General features: G+C 71.0%; 17 protein-coding genes. 8 read left to right on the top strand and 9 right to left on the bottom strand.

Features of this window, described 5'->3' with window-relative positions:
* Nucleotides 1–3 precede the first annotated feature (3 nt).
* On the top strand, nucleotides 4–588 hold the full coding sequence (locus KILIM_RS04360) for a DUF1349 domain-containing protein (protein WP_006591414.1): 585 nt from the start codon (nucleotides 4–6) through the stop codon (nucleotides 586–588).
* Between the two features lie 43 nt (nucleotides 589–631).
* Here the strand turns inward: KILIM_RS04360 and KILIM_RS04355 are convergent, their stop codons facing one another.
* The 4 genes from KILIM_RS04355 to KILIM_RS04340 all read right to left on the bottom strand — a co-directional run bounded on the left by KILIM_RS04355 (nucleotide 632) and on the right by KILIM_RS04340 (nucleotide 6735).
* Nucleotides 632–2047, bottom strand: a complete 1416-nt coding sequence (locus KILIM_RS04355) for a sugar porter family MFS transporter (protein WP_006591413.1) — start codon at nucleotides 2045–2047, stop codon at nucleotides 632–634.
* Between the two features lie 143 nt (nucleotides 2048–2190).
* Nucleotides 2191–2508, bottom strand: coding sequence for a rhodanese-like domain-containing protein (locus KILIM_RS04350; RefSeq protein WP_006591412.1), 318 nt, complete (start codon nucleotides 2506–2508; stop codon nucleotides 2191–2193).
* A gap of 55 nt (nucleotides 2509–2563) precedes the next feature.
* On the bottom strand, nucleotides 2564–3442 hold the full coding sequence (locus KILIM_RS04345; protein WP_006591411.1) for an ABC transporter permease: 879 nt from the start codon (nucleotides 3440–3442) through the stop codon (nucleotides 2564–2566).
* The gene (locus KILIM_RS04340) at nucleotides 3439–6735 is read right to left on the bottom strand and encodes an alpha/beta fold hydrolase (RefSeq protein ID WP_157551452.1); all 3297 of its coding nucleotides are present in this window, start codon (nucleotides 6733–6735) and stop codon (nucleotides 3439–3441) included. The genes KILIM_RS04345 and KILIM_RS04340 overlap by 4 nt, the downstream gene beginning before the upstream one ends.
* Nucleotides 6736–6916: 181 nt before the next feature.
* Here KILIM_RS04340 and KILIM_RS04335 point away from each other — a divergent pair, with 181 nt between their 5' ends.
* A complete protein-coding gene (locus KILIM_RS04335) occupies nucleotides 6917–8257 on the top strand; it encodes a cytochrome P450 (protein ID WP_006591409.1) in 1341 nt (446 codons plus the stop codon).
* 80 nt (nucleotides 8258–8337) lie between these two features.
* On the opposite strand, the gene KILIM_RS22055 is transcribed toward KILIM_RS04335, so the two are convergent.
* Nucleotides 8338–8895, bottom strand: a complete 558-nt coding sequence (locus KILIM_RS22055; RefSeq protein ID WP_006591408.1) for a DUF1697 domain-containing protein — start codon at nucleotides 8893–8895, stop codon at nucleotides 8338–8340.
* Between the two features lie 107 nt (nucleotides 8896–9002).
* A complete protein-coding gene (locus tag KILIM_RS04325; RefSeq protein WP_006591407.1) occupies nucleotides 9003–9815 on the bottom strand; it encodes a universal stress protein in 813 nt (270 codons plus the stop codon).
* A gap of 198 nt (nucleotides 9816–10013) precedes the next feature.
* On the opposite strand from KILIM_RS04325, the gene KILIM_RS04320 reads away from it, so the two are divergent.
* Nucleotides 10014–10976, top strand: coding sequence for a sensor histidine kinase (locus KILIM_RS04320; RefSeq protein WP_006591406.1), 963 nt, complete (start codon nucleotides 10014–10016; stop codon nucleotides 10974–10976).
* Nucleotides 10973–11632, top strand: coding sequence for a response regulator (locus KILIM_RS04315; RefSeq protein ID WP_006591405.1), 660 nt, complete (start codon nucleotides 10973–10975; stop codon nucleotides 11630–11632). Before KILIM_RS04320 ends, KILIM_RS04315 begins: the two co-directional genes overlap by 4 nt.
* A 77-nt stretch (nucleotides 11633–11709) precedes the next feature.
* Here KILIM_RS04315 and KILIM_RS04310 read toward each other — a convergent pair whose 3' ends face one another.
* Together KILIM_RS04310 and cls are read right to left on the bottom strand one after the other, a co-directional pair.
* Nucleotides 11710–12840 (bottom strand): baeRF3 domain-containing protein, encoded by a 1131-nt coding sequence (locus tag KILIM_RS04310; RefSeq protein WP_006591404.1) that lies wholly within the window; start codon nucleotides 12838–12840, stop codon nucleotides 11710–11712.
* A 55-nt stretch (nucleotides 12841–12895) separates the two neighbouring features.
* Nucleotides 12896–14377 (bottom strand): cardiolipin synthase, encoded by a 1482-nt coding sequence (gene cls / locus KILIM_RS04305; RefSeq protein ID WP_006591403.1) that lies wholly within the window; start codon nucleotides 14375–14377, stop codon nucleotides 12896–12898.
* A 167-nt stretch (nucleotides 14378–14544) separates the two neighbouring features.
* Between cls and KILIM_RS04300 the strand changes: the two genes are divergently transcribed.
* The 4 genes from KILIM_RS04300 (at nucleotide 14545) to adhP (ending at nucleotide 20365) form a co-directional block, all read left to right on the top strand.
* Complete coding sequence (locus KILIM_RS04300; protein ID WP_006591402.1) at nucleotides 14545–16182, top strand: SLC13 family permease; 1638 nt, start codon at nucleotides 14545–14547, stop codon at nucleotides 16180–16182.
* Between the two features lie 87 nt (nucleotides 16183–16269).
* Nucleotides 16270–17520 carry a helix-turn-helix domain-containing protein gene (locus KILIM_RS04295; RefSeq protein ID WP_006591401.1) on the top strand — a complete coding sequence of 417 codons (1251 nt, stop codon included), beginning with the start codon at nucleotides 16270–16272 and terminating at the stop codon, nucleotides 17518–17520.
* A gap of 190 nt (nucleotides 17521–17710) precedes the next feature.
* Nucleotides 17711–19234, top strand: coding sequence for an acetaldehyde dehydrogenase ExaC (exaC, locus tag KILIM_RS04290; RefSeq protein WP_006591400.1), 1524 nt, complete (start codon nucleotides 17711–17713; stop codon nucleotides 19232–19234).
* A gap of 120 nt (nucleotides 19235–19354) precedes the next feature.
* Nucleotides 19355–20365 (top strand): alcohol dehydrogenase AdhP, encoded by a 1011-nt coding sequence (adhP, locus tag KILIM_RS04285; RefSeq protein ID WP_040562202.1) that lies wholly within the window; start codon nucleotides 19355–19357, stop codon nucleotides 20363–20365.
* A 74-nt stretch (nucleotides 20366–20439) separates the two neighbouring features.
* Here adhP and KILIM_RS04280 read toward each other — a convergent pair.
* Nucleotides 20440–21477: HNH endonuclease signature motif containing protein (locus tag KILIM_RS04280; RefSeq protein WP_006591398.1), on the bottom strand; the 1038-nt coding region annotated here is incomplete at its 5' end.

Genomic DNA, 21477 nt, shown 5'->3' with positions numbered 1-21477 from the left:
GTCGTGACGCAGCGTGAGGTGCCCTGGGAGCAGGGGAAATGGACCGTCGACCCGGAGGCGGTGCGCAGCGAGGGCGACCGGCTGGTCGTCACGCCTGCCCGCGGCAGCGACCTGTGGCGACACACCTCATACGGTTTCGTGCACGACGACGCTCCGGCGCTGCTGGGTGACCTGCCCGACGGGCGCGCCGTAGAGGTCGACTTCGTGCTGGGCGGCAGCGAGCAGTTCGACCAGGCGGGGGTGCTGCTGCGCGCCGACGCCGAGCACTGGATCAAGGCCGGGGTCGAGTTCTCCGACGGCCGGCTGATGGCCGGGGCTGTCGTCACCGCCGGCGTCTCGGACTGGTCGACCGGGCCCGTCGACGACTGGGCGGGTCGCCAGATCACGGTGCGGGCGAGCCGATCGGGTGCCGCGGTGACGGTCCGCGCCCGCTGCGGCGACGAGCCGTGGCAGCTGCTGCGGCTGGCTCCGATCGATCCGCAGTTGCCGTGGCGGGCGGGGCCGTTCTGCGCCTCACCGACCCGCGCGGGCCTGCGCGTGGAGTTCGCTGCCTGGCGCCTCGGCCCAGCCGACGACTCCCTGCACTGACCGCCCGCCCCGCCGCACGCCCTCCCGCCTGCGCCGGCGGGGGCTACTCCATGTCTTCCAGTTGCTTGCCGGCGGTTTCGGGGACATAACGCAGGACGAAGAAGAACGAGGCCAGCGCGGCGATCGTGTAGAAGCCGTAGGCGAACCAGAGACCCAACTCGGCCATGCCCGGGAAGCTCGTGGAGATGGCGAAGTTGGCCAGCCACTGCGCCCCGGCCGCCACACCCAGGGCGGTGCCACGGATGCGGTTGTTGAACATCTCGCCGAGCAACACCCAGACGCCCGGACCCCACGACATCCCGAAGAACACGACGAACGCGTTGGCGGCGATCAGCGCGACGACGCCCTCGGTGTCGCCCAGCACCGGCATGCTGCTGCCGTCGGGGCCGGGCACCAGCGGCGCCTGGCTGAAGATCCACGCCATCGTGCCGAGGCTGAGGAACATGCCGGCCGAGCCCGTGAGCAGCAACCTTCGGCGGCCGATCTTGTCGATGAGCGCGATGGCGATGAGCGTGACGACGATATTGGTGATCGACGTGATGACGGTCTGCATGAGGGCGTCTTCTTCGGTGAAACCGACCGACTGCCACAGCGTCGCCGAGTAATAGAAGATGACGTTGATGCCGACGAACTGCTGGAACACCGACAGCGCGATACCGATCCACACGATCGGCAGCACTTTGCCGGAGGCGCCGCGCAGGTCGGCCAGCGACGCCTTGGCGTCCCGCGTGACGGTGCGCTTGATCTCGGCGATGCGCTCGTCGACACCGGTCAACAGCACCCGAGCCAGCACCTCCCGACCCTTCTCGTGCTCGCCCTTGGCCACCAGATAGCGCGGCGACTCCGGGATGGTCAGCGCCAGCACGCCGTAGACGACCGCCGGAATGACCTCGGCCATGAACATCCAGCGCCACGCGGCCATCCCGAACCAGAAGGGTTCACCGCCACCCCCGGCGGCGGCCGCGATGGCGAAGTCCGAGAGCAGCGCCACGAAGATGCCGGTGACGATCGCGAGTTGCTGCAGCGAACCCAGCCGACCGCGGATGCTCGCGGGGCTGATCTCGGCGATATAGGCGGGCGCGATGACGGAGGCCGCGCCGACGCCCAGCCCACCGATCGCGCGCCAGAAGATCATGTCCCACGGCCCGAACGCGAACCCGCAGCCGACGGCGCTGATCGTGAACAGCACCGCGGCGATGATCATGACCTTCACGCGGCCCAGGCGGTCGGCCAGCGACCCGGCGGCATAGGCGCCGACCATGCAGGCCAGCAGCGCGCTCGAGACGACGAAGCCGGTCAGGCCCGCCCCCATGCCGAACTCGTTGCGCATGGGGGTGACCGCGCCGTTGATGACGGCGGTGTCGAACCCGAAGAGAAAACCGCCCAACGCGGCGACGGTGGCCAGCTGGACGACCCGAGCGGTGTTGAACCGCTCCTGCTGGGCCAGAGGTTGCGACATCGATGCCTCAATTCGACGAAGGTGCTGGCGAATCTAGGCCTGCCCGCGCGGGCTCGCGAGCCCCCGAGGACAACGGATCAATAACATTGACCCCAAATGAACGTCTGGAATCTGCTCAGGGGCGAAGAGCGTTGCCGATCGGGCTAGTTCGGTGAGCCGCCCGTGACGACGGCCTGGCCCCGCGCGATCCAACCCTTGGTCCCCTCCTGCACCGAGACCGCCTCGTAGCCGGCGGCCTCCAACTGAGCCGCGCTGACCTGCGAGCGTCCGCCGCTGGCGCAGATGACGTAGAGGGGCTGGGCGTGGGGCACGTCCTGCAGGCGGGCGGGCACCTCACCCATGGGGATGTGGATCGCGCCGGGCACGTGACCCGAGAGGTACTCCTGCTGTTCGCGCACATCGAGCACGGTCGCCCCCAGCGGGTGCGCCTCGATCAGGGCGTCGAGCGGGACTTCACGCATGGAATCTCCTTAGCTGGTGGGGCGGCCAGGGCCGCGGGCTGAGAACCACGATGGCTCAGCTGAGCACGTCTTTGCGCCGGAACCACCAGAACGCGAGCGCGGCGGTGAGCACGAAGTAGAACAGCGACCACAGCGCGCCGCGCTGCATGTCGGTCCAGGTGATGTCGGCGGAGAGTGCCTGGATCCAGGACCGCGAATAGTGCATCGGAAGAGCGTGGCGTAGGTCGCCGAGCGCGTCGATCGTGTCGAGAATGTTGGCCACGATCGTCACGAGGACCGCGCCGCCGACCGCCCCCAGCGGGGCGTCGTTGACCGTCCCGATGAGCAGGGCGATGCCGGTGACCTGCAGCAACGTCACCAGAATCATGACGACGGCCAGCGCGAACCGCGGCCCGAAGTCCGCCCAGTCCAGGCTCAACCCGCCGGGGCTGGTGTACGACGACCAGCCGTAGGCCAGGCCACCTACGAGCAGCGCCCACCCGGCCAGCAGTACCCCGGCGGTGACCGTCGAACCGATGGCGACGACGAGTTTGCTGGCCAGCAGCCGCATCCGGGCGACCGGCGCGACGAGCAGGTAACGCAGGCTGGACCACGACGCCTCGGCGGGCACGGCGTCTCCGGCGAACAGGGCCGCCAGGATGACGAGGAGAAAGTCGCTGGCCGCGAACATCGTGAACACCGCGAAGTTCGCCGAGCCCGCCTGCGCGAGGTCGACGTAGCGACCGCCGCCCGACGATTCGTCGCCGAGGCTGAAGGCGGCCACCAGGATGACCGGCAGCGCCAACAACAACCCGAAGGCCCACAGCGTGCGACGCCGCCCGAGTTGACGGCGCACCTCCGCCCGCCACGACAGCGGTCGGCGAACGAGCCTGCGCGTCGGCTCGCCGTGGTCGGCGCCCTGCGCGACGTGGTCCGTGATTGCTTCCCGGCTCATCGGGCCCGCACCTGTCGGAGGCGATCCATGCGGTGCTCCTCGTCTTCGTCGTCGCCGGTGTCGGAGGGCGTGGCCTGGCCCGCGTCGCCGCTCGCCTCCGGGGTGGCTCGCTGCCCGATGACCCCGAGGAAGACCTCCTCGAGGCGTCGTCGGGCGGTCACCTCGACGACCCGCCCGCCGGCGGCGACCACCGCCGCGACCAGGTCGGCGCGGGGCACATCGCCGCTGATGGCCAGGGCCCGGTCGCCGTGGTCGATGCGCAGGTGCTCGATGCGCTCCCCGAACTGCGCGCGCAGCCGGGCCGCCACCTCGTCGAGGTCCGGCTCGTTCTCCGCTGCTGCCCCCGGCTCCGCGTCGGTTGGCTCGACGGGCGATTCGGTGGTCGACTCGGTCGTCGACTCGGTCGTCGACTCGGTCGGCGACTCGGTCGGCGACGCGAGGTGGATGAGGGTCGTGGCGTCGCCGGTGAGGTCGGCGACCGCCCCCGCCATGACGACCTTCCCGCCGTTCATGACGACGACGTGCGTGCAGGTCTGCTCGACCTCGCTGAGCAGGTGGCTGGAGACGACGACCGTGCGCCCGGTCGCGGCGTAGGCGCGCAGGATGGGGCGCATCGCGGCGATCTGCGGCGGATCCAGGCCGTTGGTGGGCTCGTCGAGCAGCAGCACCTCGGGGCGCCCGAGCATCGCCTGGGCGATGCCGAGGCGCTGCTTCATGCCCTGGGAGTAGGTGCGCACGGGTCGGTCGACGGCGCCCCCGAGGGCTGCCACCTCGAGGGCGGCGTCGAAGTCGGCCTCGGCGGGGTCGCGGCCGGTGGCCTCCCAATAGGCGTGCAGGTTCTGCAAACCCGTGAGGTGCGGTAGGAAGCCGGGGCCCTCGATGAGCGCGCCGACGCGGCCGAGCACCGGGGAGCCGGCGTGCACGGGTTCGCCGAGCACGTGCACGCTGCCGGAGTCGGGGCGGATCAGCCCCACGAGCATCCGCATCGTCGTCGTCTTACCGGCGCCGTTGGGGCCGAGCAGCCCGACGACCTGCCCGGCCTCGGCGCGCCAGGAGACGTCGTCGACGGCCTTGTGTCCGTCCTTGTAGGTCTGCACGAGGTTGTCGACGACCAGGGGCACGTCGGCGTACGCGGCGCGGGTGTCGCGCTGGTCGCCGCGGCGACGCCGCCGGACTCCGAGGAGGGCGGCGAGGGCGATGGCGACGAGCAGGGCCGCGAGGGCGATCGCGACGCCGACGGTCTCGGAGTCGGTCTCCCGGGTGCTGTCGAGCGCACCGGGAACGGTCGGCAGGGTGAGCGTCGGGTCGGCGAGCTCGACGGTATAGGCGCGGGCGTCGGTCGGGGTCGCGAAGCCGGCGTCGGTGGCGCTGACGAGCACGCGCCAGCGGCCGCCGGGGGCCATCGTGTAAGTGCCGGCCGGCAGCGGCACCTCGATCTGCACCGGCTCGCCCGGCGTCGTCGCCACCCGCACCGGGGTGACCAGGCCGCGCGGCGACACCGGACCGCCCGCGGCCATGCGCCACAGCGAGACGTAGAGGGTGGCGTCCGCGGCGGTCGAGGTGACCTGCAGCCGCACGCGCGGGGCACCGATGACCGTCACCGCGTCGGGCAGCGTCTCGGTATCGAAAGCGACGCTCTGCCCGGGCAGCGCCGCGAGTTGGTAGCCGACGAGCCCGGCGCCCCCGCCGCCCCCTTGGCCGCCGGCGTCGGCCGCCAGCGCTCCGCCCAGACCACCGGCCCCGGAGATGGCGGCGGGGTCGGCACCGGGCGGCGAAAGCAGCCGTCCGGCGCGCGGGCTGGCATCGGTGGGGGTCAGCGACACCGTGGGGCGGCTGCCGCCGGAGCCGTCGAGGCCCGGGTAGGCCTCGCTCGTCATCGTGCGCGTTCCACCGCCGGTGGCCGCCGGGACCGACGCCGTGAACGCCGGCAGCGGCATCGGCCTGGGGGCTGTCTGGGTGACGGAGGGGGCGTCGGTCGCAGGCGTAGTCGTCGCGGCGGTCGGGGCGGCGGCGGTCGTGGCGGCTCGGTCCGGGGCGAGGTAGTGGTCGAGCCAGGGGAGCAGCGTGGACTCGTCGCTCGGCTGGTCGCCGCCGTCGTGGCCGCCGTCGAACCACTGCACGGCCACGGGGGTGCCGGCCGCGCGCAGCTCCTTGGCGGTGGCATCGGCCTGGTCGAGCCCGAAGAGGGAGTCGCGCATGCCCTGCAGCAGCAGCGTCGGCGCCTGGTTGGCGGCGAGGGTGGGGGCGGGGCTGTGGGCGCGTAGCAACTCGACGAGCTGCGCCGAGGGTCGTCCGGTGTCGGCGGCCTGCAGGAAGAGGCGGCAGACGGTCGGGTCGAACCGCCCGCACACCGCGGCCTCCCTGGTCGCCGGGCCAATCGGGCTTGCCGCAGTCGGTGTCGCGGTCGGGGCCGCCGCGGTCGGGGCCGCCGCGGTCGGGGCCGTCGCGGTCGGTGCCGCGGTCGCAGAGCCCGTCGGGACCGCGCCGGTCGGCGACGCGTCAGCGGTCGCCGTCCCGGTTGGCGGGGCGCCGGCCGGTGGGGTGGTGTCCGGCGCGACCGGAAGTCCGGCGGCGACGGTGGAGGAGAAGAACAACGACGCCCATCGGCGCTTGAAGACTCCGTCGAGATCGTTCGTAGCGCCGGGCAGGAAGGAGTCGGCCAGGTCGTGCCAGGTGATCGCGGCAACGGTCGCGTCGACGCGCTGGTCGGCCCCGGCGAGCATCAGCGCGAGCGCCCCGCCGTACGAGCCGCCCGCGACCCCGACGCGCGGGTCGTTCGGGCCGTCGAGCAGCACGTCGGTGCGCTGGGCCAGCAGGTCGATGATCCGCGAGGCGTCGTCGATCTCGAGCGCGGGGTCGTTGAGGTGGATCCGCCCCGACGACCGCCCGAAACCCCGGGCGCTGTATGCGGCCACGACGTAGCCGTGCTCGGCGAGCAGCCGGGCGCGGGTGACCAGGTCGTTCTTGCTGCCGCCGAACCCGTGGGCCAGCACCACCGCCGGATACTGGGCACCGGCGCGGGTCGCGCGCGGGGTGTAGATCGTGGCGTCGAGGGTGACCGCAGCGCCGTCCGGCTCCGGCGCGACGGCGATCCGCAGCTCCTGCTCACCGGGGGTTGTTGCCGCGCCGGGGGCCGCTGCCGGGAGCGCAGCGGCGACGCCACCCTGCGAGACGGGGCCCGGCAGGGCGGCGGACGACGCGGGAGCACCGGCACCCGCGATCCCGACGGTCAGCAGCGCCGTGGCGGCCAGCGCACCCATGCGGGCAGCGGGGCCGCGCCTGCGTCTGCTCACATTCAACTCCCGATTGCCGGTGCCGGCCCGAGCGACCGCTCTCCTCAGGCTACGCAGCTGACCTGGGAATCCCGCGGAACCCCCGCGCTCGGACGATCGCGAAGACTAGGCATCACTAGCGGACTCACTAGAGACCCCCAGAGAGCAGAATCGGTCGCAGCGCCCCGCTTACGCTGGAGATATGTCGATTCGGACCGAGCGCACCACCGGCACCGACCTCCCCCCGCCCGCGCCGACGACGTCGGCGGCTCGACTGCGGGGCCGAGAGTCGCCGACGTGGCTGCGGTTCACCCGGATGAGCGCGGCGATGGTGGTGCAACGCGCCGCGACGCTCTACGCCGCGAAGGTGCGCCGCGACCCGGTCGCAGACCTGTTCACGGGGTCGCGGCTCGACCCCTACGACCGGTACGAGCAGCTGCGGGCGGCTGAGGCCGGCGACCCGCTGCCGAAGTCCTCGCTGGGACTGCGGTACACCACCAACCACGCGTTCACTCAACAGATCCTCACCTCCAGGGCCTTCGGCGCGGTGCCGGGGCACGACCGCGACGGCTGGTTCGACGGCGACATCGATCTGTCGTTGCTGCAGCTCAATCCGCCGGACCACACGCGGTTGCGGCGCATCGTCACGCCCGCCTTCGGCCGCGGTCGCATGATCCGCTACGAGAACCGCATCCGGGAGACCGTCGACCGGCTCCTCGACGCCGTGCCGGCGGACGAGCCGTGGGACCTCATGAGCCGGTTCTCGGCGAGCCTGCCGATCGCCGTCATCGTCGACCTGCTGGGCATCGAGGACTACGACGAGCCGACGTTCCTGCGCTACGGCGCGGCGATCGGCGGCGCCCTCGACGGGGTGCGCTCGCCGCGGCACGCCGCCGAGATGATCCGCACCCAGCAGGACCTGCGGCGCATCTTCGAGGAGCTGTTCGCGCGGCGGGCCAAGGACCCCCGCGAGGACGTCATCAGCGGACTCGTCGCGGCCCGAGACGAGCACCGCATCGCGCCCGAAGACATGGTCGGGCTGTGCGCGCTGCTGTTGCTGGCCGGCTTCGAGACGACGGTCAACCTCATTGGCAACGCCGTGCTGTGCCTGCTGCGCAACCCGCAGCAGTGGCAGGCGCTCGTCGCCGACCCCGCCCTGGCCGCCGGCGCCGTCGAGGAGACCCTGCGGTACCTGTCTCCGGTGCAGCTGACCAGCCGATTCGCTTTGGAGCGAACAGAGCTCGGCGGGGTGACGTTCGAACCGGGCGAGGCGGTCATCCCGTTCTTGGCCGCCGCCAACCGCGATCCCAAGGTCTTCGAGCGGCCGCTGGAGTTCGACATCACCCGGCCGAACGCCGCCGAGCACCTGGCGTTCTCCGGCGGGGCGCACTACTGCCTGGGGGCACCGCTGGCTCGCCTCGAGGGGCGGATCGCGCTGCAGGCCCTCGTTCAGCGCTTCCCGACCCTGCACATCGCCGGGCCCACCGAGCGCCGCCGCGGCATGACCCTCTACGGCGCCAAGCACCTCGTCGTCTCCGCCTGACGCCCCGCCCATCTCGGCCGCTCGGCCCAAGGGGCACCATGTTGCCCGGTCGACCTAGCGCCCACCGGGGGGCGAGGGCGTCAGGCCCAGCGGGCGCAGAGGCGACGCAGCACGTCGTGGGTGCGCATGGTGCCCTGGCCGAGGTCGGCGAAGGCGCGCTCGCGCAGAAGTTGCGAGGAGTGCACGTCCACCCGCAACAGCACGAAGGCGGCCCGGTCGCGCACGAACACCTGGTCGGCGACCTCGCCGGCGTCCCGCTGCTCCTGTGCGAGCGCGTGCGCGGCCTCGACCGCGGCGGGCTCCGGCGCCTGGGCGTAGAGGCTCACGGCGAACTGGGCGGCGGGGCCGTTGGCGGCGAGCAGCTCATCGCCGGTCGCCACGAGCTGCGGCAACTCGGCCAGCGGAAAGACGATCGTGGGCACCGCGAAGCCGCGATCGGCCTCGTACGCGGACTCCAGGTCGGCCGCCACCTCCGCGGCACTCGTGCGCGGGCTCGTGAGCAGCACATTCCCGCTGGTCAGGTAGCTCTGCACGGCCGTCGCCCCGGCAGCCTGCGTCGCGGCCACGAGGTCGCCCTTGGCGAATTTGCGGGTCTGGCCGAGGTTGATCGCGCGCAGAAAGGCGACGTAGGCGGGCATGCGACCCAGGCTAGGCGGCTGACCCCGAAAGATAGTGTTCGTTTTTGCTCGGCTGACCGTGTAAAAGCGAACACTATCTTCTGAGCCGCTCGTTCTGGCGAGGCCGGTCAGGCCTCCTGCGGCTCCCAGGCCCGCACGATGGCCACGGGCCGATCCGAGAGGCCCAGCACCGCGCGGCTGACCGACCCGAGCAGTTTGCCGGCGAAGCCGCCGGCCCCGCGCGACCCCACGACCAGCAGCGACGCGCGGGCCCCGGCCTGCGCCAACGCCAACGCGGGCGCACCCACGACGGCCCGCGAGTGCACCCGACCGGCGAAGCCGCGCAGGTCGCGCACGGCGTCGCGGGCCATCCGCTGCGCGAGGTCACCGGCGGCCCGCGAGCGCTGGGGATCTCCGTTGTCGTAGGCGGTGACGACAAGCAGGTCGAGGCCCCGGTCGTGCGCCTGGCGGGCGGCGAACTCGGCCGCCTCCGCCGACTCCGGCGAGCCGTCCACGCCGACCACGACGGGCCCGTCGAGGTGCCCCCCGGCCACCGGCGGGATGACGGCGACCACGCAGCGGGCGTAGGCGCTGACGTCGTAGGCGACGCTGCCGACGCGCAGGTCGTCCCAGCCCCCGGCGCCCCGGGAGCCGATGACCAGGGCCGCCGCCGACCCGCTGGCCTCGATGAGCGCGGCCGACGGCTCGGCGTTCTCGTGCACGCAGTCGACGTGCAGGTCGGGGTGCGATTCGAGCACGGCGGCCGTCTCCCGCACGAACAACGAGGTGACGGCCTTGGCGCCGCGGGCCCGAGCGGGGTTACCGGCCGTGAGCAGGCGCAACGGCAACCCGACCCGCCCGGCCCAGTCGGCAGCCCAGGCCGTGGCATCGGTCGCGGCCGACGAACCGTCGACCCCGACGACGATCGGTGCCTCGTGCACAGCGCCTCCCTCAACTCCCAGCCGGCTCCCTACCGACCAGCTCCCCTGTCGGCGCCGACCGGGGACCCGCCTGCGTGTCCAGACCACGCCATCGTGCCTGGACGGCGGGCATGCGGCACAGTGGTGCCGACCCTCATCCGGGCGGGGGCACACATGTAGCGGGTCCAGCGTTGGTCCCGCACGGCGACGAGGAGGTGGGTGGCATTGACGCTGTTCGCCAAGATCTTCTCCGCGATGACGGCCTTGTTGGTCTTCGCGTTGCTGGTGCTGGTGCTCTCGCCGTTGTCGGTCTCCCATCCCGTCAGCGGCGCCGAGATCGTCGAGCTGAGTGTCGGATTGGCCCTGGTGCTGGCGGTGGCGGCGCTCCTGCTGCGGCGGGCTTTGGCCCCGCTGCGGGACCTGCGGATCGCAATGGAGGGGCGGGACGAGGTCAGCGCCCCCGGGCGGGCACCGGTGCACCGCGACGACGAGGTGGGCCGGGTCGCCGCCGCCTACAACGCGCTGCTGGATCGGCTCGCCGCCCAGGAGACCCGCGCGGCCGGCATCGCGCTGACCGCTCAGGAGAGCGAGCGCCGGCGGGTGAGCCGTGAGCTGCACGATCAGATCGGGCAGACGTTGACGGTGGCGCTGCTGCGCCTGGGCCGGATCGTCGACGCCGTACCCGAGCCGCAACGCGAGGATGTCGTCGCCGCCCAGGAGGTCGTGCGGGCCGCCTTGCAGGAGGTTCGCGGGGTCGCCGCCCAGTTGCGGCCGGGGGTGCTCGAGGATCTGGGCCTGGAGCCGGCCCTGACCGCGCTGGCCACGCAGACCGCCCGAGAGGGCCGGATCGAGGTGCGCCGCGACATCCGGGAGGTGCCCGGCACCACCGACGAGCAGGCCCTCGTCGTCTACCGCATCGCCCAGGAGGCGCTGACCAATGTGCTGCGGCACGCGAGCGCGCGCACCGTCTGGGTCACCTTGCGTCCGCTCGGCGGCCGGCTCCTGCTGGAGGTCGGGGACGACGGAGTCGGCCTGACGGGCCCACCGGGCACCGGCCGGACCGGGATGATGGAGCGGGCCGCTATCGTCGGCGGCTGGCTCACCGTCGAGCCCGCCAAGGGTTCTGGCACGCTCGTTCGATTCACGGTGCCCGTGCACCAGCCACAGGAGGCAACATCATGAGCCAGACCCCGCACGTCGCCCGGATTCTGCTCGCCGACGACCACGCGTTGGTGCGCCAGGGCGTGCGTCTGATCCTGGAGTCGCAGCCCGACCTGCAGGTGGTCGCCGAGGTCTCCGACGGCTCGGAGGCGGTCGATGCCGTGGCGGCCGGCGGGGTCGACCTGGCGATCCTCGACGTGTCGATGCCGCGGATGACCGGGCTGCAGGCGGCCCGCGAGATCAGCCGCCGCAAACTCGACGTCGCGGTGCTGCTGCTGTCGATGCACGACCACGAGCAGTACCTCTTCGAGGCGCTGAAGGTCGGCGCGGCCGGCTACGTGCACAAGTCCGTCGCCGACCGCGACCTCATCCACGCCTGTCGCGCCGCCTTACGCGGCGAGCCCTTCCTCTACCCGGGCGCGTTGAGCACGATCATCCGCGAGTTCCTCGCCCGCCGCGACGGGCAGGAGGAGGAGGCGAGCGTGCTCTCCTCCCGCGAGGAGGAGGTGCTCAAGCTCATCGCCGAGGGGCACTCCGGGCGGGAGATCGCGCAGATGCTGTTCATCAGCCCCAAGACCGTCGAACGGCACCGCGCGAACATCCTCACCAAGCTGGGCCTCAAGGACCGGCTGGAGCTGACGAAGTACGCCATTCGCGCCGGGCTCATCGAGCCCTGAGGGCACGCCCGCAAGGGCGCTCCCCCGGACCCGTCAGTACCGATTCGGAACCGAGTCGGACCTGCGTCAGTACCGCCTCAGTACCGCAGCAACGCGGCGAGTTGGGCGCCCTGCGGCAGGTCGGGCACGTCGTGCAGCTCGGCGCCGGTCAGCAGGGCGGCGGCAACAGCCTCGTCGAGGGCGGTCGCCTCGTCGTCGGCCGAGCCGACGGCCTGCGGATCGATGAGCAGCTCCCCGGCGCGCCCCTCCCGCGCGGCGGCCAGCGCCGACCGCGGGTCGAGCGTCGCGCGGCCGGTGCCGAGCAGCTCGGCGGCGCGGTCGCGGCGCTCCTGCCGGTCGTCGGCGAGGCGGGCCGCGGCGATCGAGCGGCTGCGTTCGAGCAGCTCGGCGGGCGAGGTGGCCTCGTGGTTGCCGGCGACGATCTCCTCCTGCAGGGTCGGCAGCTGCCCGGTCTCCTTCAACTTGGGCAGGTACTCGGCGACCGCGGCGAGCACGATCGGCGGGGCGCTCGCGGTGCGACCGACCCGGTTTCGGACCCCGTCGGCGACCTCGCGGACGAACTTGTCGACCTGGATGTCGGCGATATCGGCGGCGCCGCCGTGGCCGTGGTGGCTCGCGGTCTGCCCGCCCCCGCCCCCGCGCGGCTGGTGCTGGTGCTGCAGTTGGGTCTGACGCACGTTGCGCCGCTCCATGTCGTCGATGTCGGCTGGGGTGTCGCCGAGGTCGATCTGCGTGATGGAGTGCGGGGTCGCCTCGAACAGGCGCACCTGCTTCTGGCTCAGCGTCAGCACGACGTAGCGGTCGTCGCCGGCGGCGACGGGCACGAGCGGCAGCAGGTGGGGTACCTGTCCGACGGTCACCGAGGCCGGTACGTCGCGGGCGATCCGGTAGCTGCGCATGCCGCCCGGGGAGGCGAAGATCGCCAGGCCCTCGGCCTGCTCGCTCCACACGACCGGGTCCTCCTGCAGCGCGCGCACCGGAGCCAGCAGGGCGTCGGTCTCGTCGTCGGTCAGGCCGCGCTCGGCCAGTTGCTCGCGCGCCGGGTCCAGCAGGGCGCGCAGTTCCAAGGGCGCGCGCTCGGATTCTGGGCGGGAGCGGGCGGTCGGTACGTAGAGCGAGACAACCGGCGTCGGCAGCTCGGTCAACTGCCGCAAGGTCTCCAGCGTCACGGGGTCGGCGATGTCCTGGAACTGGGCCGCGTCGGTCATGATCCTCCTTGGCTTGCGGTACGGCGTACCCCTGCAGTTTCTCAGGCCGGTGCGCTCATTGCAGGGCGGAGGTCAGGCGCGCCACATTTTCGGTGTACCGCCGCAGCCACGGCCGCGTCTCCCAATCCGCTAGGGACAGTTCGGCACTCGGCCCGCGGTACGCCGCGGCGATGCGCCGCAAGCGGGCCGGCATGTCGCCTGCCGCGCCCATGAGGCTGATCTCGTAGTTGAGGCCGAAGCTGCGCATGTCCATGTTGCTGGAGCCGATGACCGCGACCTCGTCGTCGACGGTGAGGAACTTGGCGTGCAGCACGAAGGGCGCGGGGTACCGGTGGATCCGCACCCCGGCCTCCAGCAGCACGGTGTAGTACGAGGCCTGCGCGTGCTGCACGACGAACTGGTCGGCCCGTTCGCTGACGAACAGCTCGACGCGCACGCCGCGGTGCGCGGCCGTCGTCACCGCCTCCAGAATCGACTCGTCGGGCACGAAGTAGGGGCTGACGATGAGCAGTTCGCGCTGCGCCCGATGGATCAGGGAGGTGAACAGCCGCTGGTTCGGCTGGGTCTGGAACCCGGGGCCCGAGGGCACGACCTGCAGCGCGTTGACCGGGCCCCCGATCGCCAGGTCGGGGCTCGAACCGGCCTCCGGCAGGTAGGTCTGCGCGTCGAGCAACTCCGCGCATTCGGTGTACCAGTCCACGGCGAACACCGATTCCAACGAGGCGACGATGGGCCCGCTGACCCGCACCACCGTCTCCAGCCATTCGCGCTTGGTGCCGCCGGGGACGTCGGTGCCGTAGTGGGGGGCGATGAGGTTCAGCGACCCGACGTAGCCCAGGCGCCCGTCGACGACGATGACCTTGCGGTGATTGCGCAGGTCAAGACGCCGCCAGCGCAGGCGCAGGAGGTCGATCGGCAGCATCAGGTGCCAGGTGAAGCCGGCCTCCTTGAAGCGCTTCTTGGTGCGCCGGTAGCCGCGGTAGCGCCGGGAACCGAGGTGGTCGATGAGCAGCCGGACCTCCACGCCGCGGGCCCGGGCTCGGGCCATGGCGGCGAACACGGGGTCGCTGGCCTCGTCCCAGCGGGCGATATACGTCTGCACGTGCACGTACCGGGTGGCGCCGTCGATGGCGGCCGCGATGTCGGCGAGCATGCCGTGATAGTCGGTGAGCACCTCTTCGACGGTGCCGGGCACGCACGGCAGGGAGGTCAGCCGCCGGTTGAGCGCCATCATCGACTCGACCCCGGGCGGCAACTCGAGCCCGGGTGGGACCGTGGGCAGGTGCGCCAGGCCGTCATCGAGGAGTGCATTGGCCTGCGCCTGGATGCGGTGGCGGCGGTTGTTGACGCGGCTGCTGCCCAGCAGCAGGAACAGCGGGAGACCGACGAGCGGCAGGAAGAGGATCAGCAGCAGCCAGGCCGAGGAGGACGAAGGGCGGCGATTCTCGGGGACGATACCGATGGCGAGCGCCTTGATCGTGAAATCCACGACGAGCACAACGGTCTCGACGAAGAGCGGCAACTCGACATCGAACACGTCAACTCTCCTCGCTTTGTCGCGGTCCAAAACGGTGGGTGCGCGCCACCAACGTTCAGCGTTCAGTCACCAATAGGGTGGCCAAAGGCTTTGTTCCCGGCAATTGCCCGCAAGGCTGTGTAACTGTCGCGCATCTGCGATCACCTTTACTGCAGCAAGGAGGCTGTATGTCTCACCAGCCGGACGCGTCGGCTCCCCCTGAGGAGCAAGAACGCCACCAAGGCATGTACGAGGACTACGACGACGCCGACACCCAGGAACGCAAGGGTCGCACACTGTGGACGGTGCGGATCCTGGGCCTGGTGGCCGCAGGTGTGGTCTGGTTGGCGATGGGGGCGGCGCAAGACCTGAGCCCTGATGCGCGCAATGTCGCGGCGCTGATGACGCTCATGGCGATCTGGTGGATGACCGAGGCGGTGCCACTGTCGGCCACCTCGTTGCTGCCGATCATCGTGCTGCCCGTGGTGACCGAAGGGACGATCGCCCAGGCGACCGGGCCGTTCGCCTCCCCGATCGTCTTCCTCTTCCTCGGTGGCTTCCTCATCGCCATCGCGATGGAGAAATGGAATCTGCACCGGCGCATCGCCCTCATGACGCTGCGGGCAGTCGGCGTGCAGCCGCGCAGGATCGTGCTCGGCCTCATGCTCTCCACGGGGTTCCTGTCGATGTGGGTGTCGAACACCGCGACGACGCTGATGATGCTGCCGATCGCGCTGTCCGTGTTGACGCTCGTCGTCGAACGCAACTCCGATCAGAGTGGCGGTGTCGCCGCGGAGCGTCTGGCCAAGGGGCACAAGATCAGCGCGGTCATCGACGACCCCAACACCCGCATGTTCGGCGTGTGTCTCGTGCTCGCGATCGCGTGGTCGGCCTCCATGGGTGGCCTGGGCACCCTGCTGGGCAGCCCGCCGAACGCGATCGTCGCCGGCTACGTGCAGACCGAACTCGAGCGCAGCATCGGCTTCCTGCAGTGGATGATGCTCGGCACGCCGCTGGCGTTCACGTTCATCTTCATCGCGTGGTTCCTCATGACCCGCGTGCTGTACCGCTTCCAGCTCGACGAGGTGCCCGGCGGCAAGGAGATGATCCAGGGCGAGATCGACAAGCTCGGCCCGGTCAGCCAGGGCGAGAAGGTCGTCGGTGCGGTGTTCGCCGGTGCCGCCTTCCTGTGGATCGTGCCCGGCCTGCTCGTCGAACTCCCGTTCATCGGCGACAGCATCGGCATCATCAACTTCCTCGACAGCCTCGACGACGCGGCGATCGCGATCCTGGCCGGTGTCGTGCTGTTCCTCGTGCCCGGCAAGGGCACCCGCAAGATGACGCTGGAGTGGAAGGACGCCGAGGACGGCCTGCCCTGGGGCGTGCTGCTGCTCTTTGGCGGCGGTCTGAGCCTGGCCGGCGCGGTCGCCTCCAGCGGCCTCGACGACTGGTTCGGCGCGCAGGTCGTCGGCCTCGGCGTGCTGCCGATCGTGCTGCTGGTGGCCGCGATCACCGCGATCGTGCTGCTGCTGACCGAGATCACGAGCAACACCGCGACGGCCGCGACGTTCATCCCGATCCTCGGCGGCGTGGCCGTCGGTATCGGTGCCGACGCGATGACCCTGCTCATCCCCGCCGCCCTCGCCGCGACGTGCGCGTTCATGCTGCCGGTCGGTACGCCACCGAACGCCATCGTCTTCGGATCGGGGGTGGTGACCATCGGGCAGATGGCCCGGGGTGGCGCCGTGCTCAATATCGTCGGCGTGCTGCTGATCACCCTGTTCTGCTACCTGCTGGGCGGCTTCGCGCTCGGATTGGTGTTCTAGCCGGGCCACGCGGAGGCGCAACCGCTTGACAGGTCGCCAGACTGCAGCAGAATCTGCCACCGAGTAGCCCCTGCAGACAGGCCAGTCATGTCGGACAAAGAGGACGACACGTCGGACAACACGGCGAACAACACCGCGGACGGCATCGCGGCGCCCCGGGCGGACCGGGCGCCCGATGTCGTCCGCGCTTCGTGGGACCGGTCGTTGGCGCGCCTGCGGGTGCCGGACCAGGCCGTGGCCGAGGTGGTCTTCGACGGCGCCGACCTGGCGGGTTACCGGGAGGCGCACCCGCTGGCCGCGGCGATGCCGGTGGTGCGGCGCCTGCTCGTGCAGCCCTGCACCGACAGCGGGATCATCGTCGCCGTCGGGGATGCGCGGGGTCGGCTGCTGTGGGTGGAGGGCGACGCGGGCGCGTTGCGTAGCGCCGAGTCGATGGTCTTCGCTCCCGGCGCCGACTGGTCGGAGGCGGTCGTCGGCACCAGCGCGCCCGGCACCGCTCTGATCCTGGGCTCGGGGGTGCAGATCACCGGGTCGCAGCACTTCAGCCCGCTCGTGCGGGGGTGGCATTGCACCGCGGCACCGATCCGCGATCCGGATACGGGCGACGTGCTTGGCGTCGTCGACCTGACCGGTGGGGCCGAGGCGGTCGGGCCGCACGCGCTCGCGCTGGTGGGGGCCGCGATCGCCGCCGCCCAGGCCGAGTTGGCGTTGCAGCGGCTGCGCGGACTGGCGCCGGCGGCGGTGCCCGACACGGCGCAGTTGCGGGTGCTCGGGCGCGACACCGGGCTGCTCATCGACGGGGGGCGCACGATCGCGCTGTCGTTGCGCCACACGGAGATCCTGGTGATGCTCGCCCGGCACCCCGACGGGCTGCGGCTGGAGGAGCTGGCCGCGCTGGTCAATCCCGAGGCGAGCGTCACGACCCTGCGGGCCGAGATGGTGCGCCTACGGCGCCGATTGGAGGCGGAGGCGCCGGCCTGGGTGCCGCAGTCGCGGCCCTACCGGCTGGCCGCACCGCTGGCCTCGGACGCCGATCAGGTGCTGGAGCACACGGGCCGGGGCTGGCACCGGGCGGCGCTGGAGGCCTACGCCGGGCAGGTGCTGCCGCCGTCGGAGGCGCCGGGGGTGCGTCGGCTGCGCGCGGAGGTCTCGGGGGCGCTGCGGGACACCGTCGTGGGCGCCGGGTCGGTGGAGGCGATGCTGGCCTACCTCGCGCTGCCGGAGGCGCAGACCGACGCCGACGCCTGGCTCACGACACTGCGCCGGCTGCCACCACGCTCTCCGCGACGCGACCGCATCGTGCGCCACCTGGAGTGGCTCGAGAGCGAACTGCGCTGACCCCTCTCACCGCCCTCTCACCGCCGTTGAACGGTCCTGACCTGGGCCGATGACCCCTGCGCGAGCGCGTTGCAACGTCGCTGCAACCTCTGGCTGCGTAGCGTCCTGCCCCAATCGGCCGCACCCCAGTTGCACGCCACGGCGCACCACCGGGGCGTCGGCCGACGAACTCAACGACGAGGAGAATGTCATGACCGTTTACGCCAGGCCCGGATCGTCCGACTCGCAGATCGAGGTCAAGGAGCGCTACGGCAACTACATCGGCGGCGAGTGGGTCGAGCCGGTGCGGGGCCAGTACTTCGAGAACACCACCCCCGTCACCGGGCAGGTGTTCACCCAGATCCCCCGCAGCACCGCCGAGGACATCGACAAGGCGCTCGACGCGGCGCACGCCGCCGCACCGGCGTGGGGCACCACGCCTCCGGCGCAGCGGGCACTCGTGCTGCACCGCATCGCGGACCGCATCGAGCAGCACCTGCAGGACATCGCGGTGTGTGAGACGTGGGACAACGGCAAGGCCGTCCGCGAAACCCTGAACGCCGACATCCCGTTGGCGGTCGATCACTTCCGCTACTTCGCCGGCTGCCTGCGTTCCCAGGAGGGTGGTATCAGCGAGCTCGACGAAAACACCATCGCTTACCACTTCCACGAGCCGCTGGGCGTCGTCGGCCAGATCATCCCGTGGAACTTCCCGATTCTCATGGGTGTGTGGAAGCTGGCTCCCGCGTTGGCCGCGGGCAACACCGTCGTGCTGAAGCCGGCCGAGCAGACACCGTGGTCGATCTTGAAGGTCATGGAGATCATCGGCGACCTGCTGCCGCCCGGCGTCGTCAATGTCGTCAACGGATTCGGGGTCGAGGCCGGCAAGCCGTTGGCTTCCAGCCCGCGCATCGCCAAGATCGCGTTCACGGGGGAGACGAACACCGGCCGCCTCATCATGCAGTACGCGGCGGAGAACATCATTCCGGTGACGCTGGAACTCGGCGGCAAGAGCCCGAATGTGTTCTTCGACGACGTCGCCGAGCAGGACGACGCCTTCTTCGACAAGGCGCTCGAGGGGTTCACGATGTTCGCGCTCAATCAGGGCGAGGTCTGCACCTGTCCCTCGCGGGCCCTCGTTCAGAATTCGATGGTCGACTCCTTCGTGCCGCGTGCCATCGAGCGGGTCGAGGCGGTCGTGCAGGGCAATCCGTTGGACACCGACACGATGATGGGCGCGCAGGCCAGCAACGAGCAGTTCGAGAAGATCCTGCGGTACATCGACATCGGCAAGGAGGAGGGCGCGACGGTCCTCACCGGTGGCCACAGGGCGGAGCTGGAGGGCGATCTCGCCGGCGGGTACTACATCAAGCCGACGGTCTTCCAGGGGCACAACGCGATGCGGATCTTCCAGGAGGAGATTTTCGGGCCAGTCCTGTCGATGACGACGTTCGACGACGAGGCCGACGCGCTGAAGGTTGCCAACGACACGCCGTACGGGCTGGGCGCGGGAGTGTGGGCCCGGTCGACACACACCGCCTACCGAATGGGCCGGGGCATCCAGGCCGGCCGCGTGTGGACCAACTGCTACCACCAGTACCCGGCGCACGCCGCCTTCGGCGGTTACAAGCAGTCCGGCATCGGGCGCGAGAACCACAAGATGATGCTCGAGCACTACCAGCAGACCAAGAACCTGCTGGTCAGCTACTCGCCGGACAAGGTCGGCTTTTTCTAAAGAAGGCCGTGATTCGCCGCTCACGAAGCGTTTCCCCGCGCGCACCGCGGGCAAGCACGACAAGCTCTGAATGACCCCATCGCACGTCAATGACGACTGAAGGGAAAGACCATGACAACGATGCACGCAGCAGTGGTTCGCGAGTTCGGCACGCCGCTCTCGGTCAGTGAGGTGCCGGTGCCGGAGCCGGGCCCGGGCCAGGTGCTCGTCAAGCTCCTCACCACCGGTGTCTGCCACACGGATCTGCACGCCGCGGAGGGCGATTGGCCGGTCAAGCCGAGCACGCCGTTCATCCCCGGCCACGAGGGGGTCGGCGAGGTCGTCGCCCTGGGGGAGGGCGTGACGACGCTCACGGAGGGCGACCTCGTGGGCAACGCGTGGCTGTGGTCGGCCTGCGGGCAGTGCGAGTACTGCGGCACCGGCTGGGAGACGTTGTGCACGGAGCAGCAGAACGGCGGCTATGCCGTGGACGGCAGCTTCGGTCAGTACATGCTGGTCGACGAGCGGTTCGCGGCCCGGATCGCGAAAGGCAGTGATCCGGTGGAGGTCGCGCCGGTGTTGTGCGCCGGGGTGACGGTCTACAAGGGTCTGAAGGTCTCCGAAGTGCGTCCGGGTCAGTGGATGGTCATTTCGGGTATCGGCGGGCTGGGGCACGTGGCGGTGCAGTACGCGATCGCGATGGGCATGCGAGTCGCGGCGGTGGACGTCTCGGACGAGAAGTTGGCGCTCGCGGAGTCGTATGGCGCGGAGGTGCTGGTCAACGCCCGGAACGTCGATCCGGTCAAGGCGATCCAGAAGGCCACCGGCGGGGCGCACGGCGTGTTGGTCACGGCGGTGCACCCGGACGCCTTCGGTCAGGCGATCGGCATGGCCCGGCGCGGCGGCACGATCGTCTTCAACGGGCTGCCCCCGGGTGATTTCCCGGCGCCCATTTTCGACGTGGTGCTCAAGGGTCTGACGATCCGCGGTTCGATCGTCGGCACGCGTCAGGACATGGTCGAGGCTCTCGACTTCTACAACCGCGGTCTCATCAAGCCCAAGTGCACGGTGCGGCAGTTGGAGGAGATCAACGAGGTGTTCGACGAGATGCACCGCGGTGCGATCGATGGGCGCGTGGTCATTCAGTACTGACTGCTGATCTGCCGGCGACTGGAGGTCGCTGCCGAAGGCGCCCGGGGCAGCAGGTCTCGGGCGCCTTCGAGCGTTTAGGTGGCACAAGTGAGTTGGTCGCTGGGCAGGGCTTTGCGTTCGGGGATCAGCGCCCCCGGTGACGGTTCTCTCCCGTAGTCGTCTGCTGTGGTGTCGGGGCGGGGTTGGTTGCCGATGGGGGTGCCGTCGGCGCGCGTCCAGGTGACCCCGTAGGGCGTGACGGTCGCTACGTGGCCGTGTCGGTGCACGACGGTGTGATGGTGTCGGCAGAGGCAACACATGTTGCCTTTGGTCGTTGGTCCGCCGTTGGCCCAGTGTGTGATGTGGTGTTTGTCGGTCCAGGCGGCCGGTATTCGGCACCCGGGGTAGGTGCAGGTCTTGTCCCGCAGCTCCAAGGCTGTGGCCAGTCCGGGCTTGGCGAGCCGATGGGCGTGGCCCAGGTCGAGGAGTTCGCTGCGGGTGCCGAGCACGGCCGGGATGATCTGCGCGTCGCAGGCCAGCATCCGCACGTCCGCCGGCGAGAGGACCTGCCCGTACCGCGTGGTCCCGCACCCAGCGATGCTGGAGCGGATCGTGTCGTGCCCCAGCACGCCGGATCCGAGCACTCCGGAGCCGGTCCCGTTGGTCGTCGAGTCCTGCACCCCGCCGCAGCACGGACCGTCGCCGCCCACGCGAGGCGCGTGAACGCTCACGCGAGGTTCGTCATCCCCGTCGAGCCGACTGTGGCCAGCCGAGCATCCGTCAGCCCGCTCTCCCTCGGCGCGCGGGCCGCGACCTACCGCGCACCCGGTAACCGCGCCGCTGTCGGGCGTGGGGGCGTCGAGGTCGGCGCGATCCGCCGGCTCCTCGTCCTGCGTAGGCAAGAGGCCCAGTTGTTCGGCGAGGCTGGTCTTGCGGACGCCGGAGACGAGGTCGGCCAGGGGGATGGTGACGATGATCCGCGCGGCGGCCCCGCTGCCGCGGACCGGCTTGTCCGGGTTGGTGGCGTGTTTGGCCATCGTGACCAGCGCATCCAACCGCCGGGTGCCGGGCGTGCGGGGGTCGTGCTCCCCGGTGTCTTTGTCGACGTGCGGCTTGGACAGGGCGTGAAGCGC

Source organism: Kineosphaera limosa NBRC 100340 (assembly GCF_000298215.1).
GTDB classification, from domain to species: Bacteria; Actinomycetota; Actinomycetes; order Actinomycetales; family Dermatophilaceae; genus Kineosphaera; species Kineosphaera limosa.
The sequence above is the reverse complement of the archived record's forward strand: the minus strand, read 5'-3'. Positions and strand labels throughout refer to the sequence as shown.

Coding starts and splice junctions, on each gene's coding strand:
- KILIM_RS04300 (WP_006591402.1), top strand. CDS start 14,545: ATGTCTCACCAGCCGGACGCGTCGGCTCCCCCTGAGGAGCAAGAACGC.
- KILIM_RS04355 (WP_006591413.1), bottom strand. CDS start 2,047: ATGTCGCAACCTCTGGCCCAGCAGGAGCGGTTCAACACCGCTCGGGTC.
- KILIM_RS04315 (WP_006591405.1), top strand. CDS start 10,973: ATGAGCCAGACCCCGCACGTCGCCCGGATTCTGCTCGCCGACGACCAC.
- KILIM_RS04350 (WP_006591412.1), bottom strand. CDS start 2,508: ATGCGTGAAGTCCCGCTCGACGCCCTGATCGAGGCGCACCCGCTGGGG.
- KILIM_RS04345 (WP_006591411.1), bottom strand. CDS start 3,442: ATGAGCCGGGAAGCAATCACGGACCACGTCGCGCAGGGCGCCGACCAC.
- exaC (WP_006591400.1), top strand. CDS start 17,711: ATGACCGTTTACGCCAGGCCCGGATCGTCCGACTCGCAGATCGAGGTC.
- KILIM_RS04295 (WP_006591401.1), top strand. CDS start 16,270: ATGTCGGACAAAGAGGACGACACGTCGGACAACACGGCGAACAACACC.
- KILIM_RS04335 (WP_006591409.1), top strand. CDS start 6,917: ATGTCGATTCGGACCGAGCGCACCACCGGCACCGACCTCCCCCCGCCC.
- adhP (WP_040562202.1), top strand. CDS start 19,355: ATGCACGCAGCAGTGGTTCGCGAGTTCGGCACGCCGCTCTCGGTCAGT.
- KILIM_RS22055 (WP_006591408.1), bottom strand. CDS start 8,895: ATGCCCGCCTACGTCGCCTTTCTGCGCGCGATCAACCTCGGCCAGACC.
- KILIM_RS04310 (WP_006591404.1), bottom strand. CDS start 12,840: ATGACCGACGCGGCCCAGTTCCAGGACATCGCCGACCCCGTGACGCTG.